The sequence below is a fragment of the Actinoallomurus acaciae genome, assembly GCF_042429965.1.
GTDB classification, from domain to species: Bacteria; Actinomycetota; Actinomycetes; order Streptosporangiales; family Streptosporangiaceae; genus Actinoallomurus; species Actinoallomurus acaciae.
Map to the genome: position 1 here is coordinate 1 of NZ_JBHLZP010001167.1, position 902 is coordinate 902.

The window sequence follows — 902 nt, forward strand, 5'->3', positions numbered from 1 at the left end:
GGCGGGGGCACCCGGCCGTGGCCGCGTCGACGGGACGCCCTTCCTGACCGCGGTGCCCCGCGTCGACGGCGTGGACGGCGTCGAGGGCCTGGCCGACGCGGTGTCCGCGCTGGTCGAGGAGGTCGCCGAACACTGGGGCGCGCGGCCCGGCGCGCCGGGCGTATCTCCCCTGCCGGCGACCGTGTCCGCCGGCGAACTGCCCGAGCCGGAGAGCCGCCTGGAGGTGGTGCTCGGCCTCGCGGACGGCGGTGCGCCGATCAGGCACGACTTCTCGACCGCGCCCCATCTGGTCGTCATCGGCGAACCGGGCAGCGGCCGGACGAACCTGCTCCGTCTCGTCGGCCAGTCGATCACGGCGGGGCACAGTCCCGGCGAGGCGCGGATCCTCGCCGTGGACTACCGCGGCGGCCTTCTCCACGGCCTGCCCGAGGACTTCGTGCTGGGCCACGCGTTCTCGGCGGGCGTCCTCGGCGAGCTGGTCGAGGGCACCGCTCGGGCGATCGCCGAACGCGCACCGGCCCCCGGCGCGGGGCCTCGCGCCTGGCACGGCCCCCGGCTCTTCATTCTCATCGACGACTACGAGCAGGTGCGCGACCCGGAGGACGCCCTGTTCGCGCCGCTGCTGGACTATCTCGCGCTCGGGCATGAGGTCGGCGCGCACCTGGTCGTGGCGCGCTCCTGCGCCGGAGCCGGAGCGGCCGACCCGCTGCTGCACGCCCTGTACGACGCCGGCGCGGGCACGCTGCTGCTGTCCTGCCCGCCCGGTGAGGGCGAGGTCCTCGACGGGATCGAGCCTCGCGAGCTGCCGCCGGGCCGAGGCCGCTACCGGACGGGCGGCGAGACGGCCCTCATCCAGACCGCGCTGGCCGAATGAACGCCGCGCGGCCCCACGAGGGCCGGGC

1 protein-coding gene is annotated in these 902 nt (G+C 76.5%); it reads left to right on the forward strand.

Going from position 1 to position 902, the window contains the following annotated elements:
* Nucleotides 1-874, forward strand: an 874-nt coding sequence (locus ACFFNX_RS51375; protein WP_378213809.1) for an FtsK/SpoIIIE domain-containing protein, incomplete at its 5' end; no start/stop codon positions are given.
* Nucleotides 875-902: the final 28 nt, after the last annotated feature.